Consider the following 3,090-nt stretch of genomic DNA (forward strand, 5'->3'; position numbering starts at 1 on the left):
AAAAACACCTCCGATGCTAGCACTTTTTTTAAGTGTACCACTGCGAAGGTGTTTTTATATTGTCTCAAAAATTTAGGTTAGCCCAATCCAGTCCACTCTCTTTATGGTTACTCCTCTTACAATAAGATTTGTTAGTCAACCAAGAGTTCATTTTTAAAATTGGACGAATGTTTTTTCTGGCATTTCAATTTGATCAATATCAATCCCCATTAAGTTTTAAGGTTAAGGTGCTCAAGCGCTCCTCACTCTCCTCGCCGATCCAACAAGTATAATGCTCAAAGAAATCATCTTTTCAAGATAGCTACACATAATAAGAATTAAATGAAATATTTAATATACTGTTATATAGAGAAATATCTGTTAAAATTAAAAAAGCTAAAAAGAAAAAATATTTTCTTTTTAGCTTTTTATTTATCTAAAAAATTATCTGGAGGTACAATGTGAATAAGAAAAGGAAATGGGTTGGATTTAAGTTATTTCTAGTATTTGTTTTAATTAGTTCTTTACTTTTACCTTCTTTGAACGTGGCATATGCTATGCCAGAGGTCTTAGAAGAAGAAAATGAAGATCAATCTGGAGCCGTACGGAATGTCGCTGGTAATTTTGAATTTGACGATTCAATCATATCGAAAAAAGCTACTTATACCGGCAATACTGGCGAGTACTTTATTGACTTGACGGTAGAAGGTAAGTCTCGACAAGAGCTTGAGTCCACTGACATTGTCATTGTGTATGATAATTCCAGTAGTATGAATACGGATAACCGCGATCAAATAGCGGCTGCGGAAACCGCTGACTTTGTCAATGGTTTATTGAATGAGCAGGTTAATGCCGAAAAAAACATTCGAATGGCTTTAGTAACATATGGAACAATGGTCTTTGATGGAAGGAATAATGAAGTTTATTCTGGAACTAGCGCACGACCGGAAAACTATTCCTTTAAAACATTTACAAGTAATCCAAATGACATCATTAACCAGATTCCAACAAATGTCCCATCAGAGAGAGGAAATAACTTAAATGGTGGGACATTTACTCAACAAGCGCTTGAGGAAGCTGCGTCACTATTACAAAGTAGCAGTGCGGACAATCGAGTAATTATTACCCTGACGGATGGTGTGCCGACAGTTAGTTATAATACGAATCGGCAGATAGTAGGGAATGGAACTAATTTTAATTACACTTCTAATAGACAGCCGCGTACGCACGGACAAGACACTATTGCGGCAGCAGCCTCAATTAAGGGCCAGGGAATTACAATGGCTTCTATTGGACTTGAGTTGACGGCTGGTCAGGGGGCAACAGCTGAGCAAATCATTGAGGTTATGCAAGGGATTGCATCGACTCAATACGACTATTACCCTGTGAGTCAGATTTCAGAGTTAGGCGATTCTTTAGCCCAGTTATCCAAGTATTTCACTAATACTGTTCATAGAGCGTCAGTTACTGATCCAATGGGGGAATATGTCAACTTGAAGTTGGGAGAAACACCTGATTTTGAATTGGCTACCTCAGCAGATTTATCAGATGGAGATTACTTTGTGTCTGCATCAGATGACAAGTTGCTACAGTCTGTGGTTTTAAATGAAGAGAATGAAACCATCACGCTGAACAATCTAAGTCTAGGTGAAAATGAAGTTATTTCTCTCCGTTATAAAGTACAACTAGACACAGATAAAGATGGATTCAATCCAGATACATTTTATGCTACAAACGCGCCTACACTGTTAAACCCAAGGATTGAAGAACCGGACTTGATTCGTGAATTTCCAATTCCTGAAGTGAGAGGTACTCAAGCTGTTATTACAGGTGAGAAAAACTGGAACGATTACGAACAGGAAAATCTGCGACCAAACGAAATTGTCGTAGAACTTTTTAGAGAAAACGATCAAAAAGTTGGTGAACAGTCGGTATCCCAAAGTGAAGAGGGATCATGGGTGTTTACGTTCGAAGGGTATTCATTATATGACTCAAACGGTGACCCCATTAATTACACTGTTCGTGAGCAAACGGTGGATGGTTATACGTCTACTGTCAATAATGAAACCAACGTTATTACGAACACATTGGTAGAAGAGGCAGAAATTTCATTAGTGAAGGCAAGCGAAGAAGAGGCTTTTACTCAAGCTGGTGATATTGTTACGTATACGTTTGAAGTGACAAATACCGGAAATGTGCCATTATCGAACATTCAGGTTGTGGATCCAAAGGTTGGAAAAGAAGTTGAACTGGACGTTACAACCTTAAATCCAGGCGAACTAGCATTAGGTTCCGTTCAATATACTGTTACGGCAGAGGATGTTGAAGCTGGGACAATTGTGAATACTGCATCAGTTACAGGGGAAGATCCAGCCGGAGAGCCTGTAGAGAACGATGGTCAGGATACTATTCCGTATGAACCGATCCCCTCTACTGTAGTTGTCGAACATGTTGATGAAGAAGGAAATCTATTGACTCCATCTACTGTGCTTGAAGGTAACGTGGGAGAACAATATGAGTCAGATGCCAGAGAGATTGAAGGATATGTACTAATCAAGACGCCAGAGAATGCAACTGGTGAATTTATAGAAGAAGCTCAAACGGTTACTTACGTATATGCCAAAGTGGCAGAAGACGTCACAGTGGTATACGTTGACCAGGATGGAAATGAGCTAGCCGAGCCAACGACGCAAACAGGGACAGTGGGGGAAGAGTATGTCACTGAACCGGTTGAAATTGAAGGATATGTCGTCATTGAAACACCAGAGAACGCAACTGGCGAATTCGGCGAAGAAGCTCAAACAGTCACTTATGTGTACGTAAAAGTGGCGGAAGACCTGACGGTCAAGTACGTGGACCAAGATGGAAATGAGCTAGCTGAGTCAACAACGCAAACAGGGACAGTGGGCGAAGAGTATGCCACTGAACCGGTTGAAATTGAAGGATACGTAGTGATCGAAACACCAGAGAACGCAACTGGTGAATTCGGCGAAGAAGCTCAGACAGTCACTTATGTGTACGCAAAAGTGGCGGAAGACCTGACGGTCAAGTACGTGGACCAAGATGGAAATGAGCTAGCTGAGTCAACAACGCAAACAGGGACAGTGGGCG

At 40.5% G+C, this 3,090-nt stretch carries 1 protein-coding gene; it reads left to right on the forward strand.

All coding sequences use genetic code 11. The annotated features are described in order from the left end of the window. Positions 1-440: 440 nt before the first annotated feature. A partial coding sequence (locus tag KNP81_RS15035) for a MucBP domain-containing protein (RefSeq protein ID WP_214720505.1) occupies positions 441-3,090 on the forward strand: 2,650 nt, incomplete at its 3' end.

It is taken from the genome of Exiguobacterium sp. s149, assembly GCF_018618395.1.
In the GTDB taxonomy this organism is placed as follows: domain Bacteria; phylum Bacillota; class Bacilli; order Exiguobacteriales; family Exiguobacteriaceae; genus Exiguobacterium; species Exiguobacterium chiriqhucha.